This window comes from Colwellia marinimaniae (assembly GCF_002207865.1).
Classification (GTDB): domain Bacteria; phylum Pseudomonadota; class Gammaproteobacteria; order Enterobacterales; family Alteromonadaceae; genus Colwellia; species Colwellia marinimaniae.
Window position 1 is genome coordinate 1 of sequence record NZ_BDQM01000120.1, and the last position, 489, is coordinate 489.

Here is a 489-nt window from a genome sequence, read left to right on the forward strand (position 1 = left end):
TTTTTGTTTAGCGACCATAGCGCTGTGGCCCCACCTGATCCCATTCCGAACTCAGAAGTGAAACGCAGTTGCGCCGATGGTAGTGTGGGAGTTCCCATGTGAGAGTAGGACATTGCTAAACTTCTAATTTGTGCTTTGGCACACGAGAAGCCCGTTACAATGGTGACGGGCTACTTGAGAAACACTATTTTTTAACTTAATTGCTTGGTAAATAAGCAAATTAAGGTAAAAAATAAGGTTTTATAAAATACTTACTTTTATATAAGATTAAGTGTTGACATTAAAGCTAGGAAGCGTATCATGCGCATCCTACTTCGGGCAAACGGAAACGTTAGCAAGGAGTGAAGGTACTTAGCGAATGCGACTAAGACCTCTTTTCTTTAACAATTAGTTATCATGCAATTTGTGTGGACACTCACATTAATGTTGTTTTACATAGTTTTCCTTTCGGGGAGAACAAAAACGCTTAATGAATGATGTTCATGCAAA

The 489-nt window shown here is 39.1% G+C and carries 1 rRNA gene; it reads left to right on the top strand.

Annotated elements, in window-relative coordinates:
- Positions 1 to 6: 6 nt before the first annotated feature.
- Positions 7 to 121, top strand: a 5S ribosomal RNA gene (gene rrf, locus MTCD1_RS18470).
- Positions 122 to 489 lie beyond the last annotated feature (368 nt).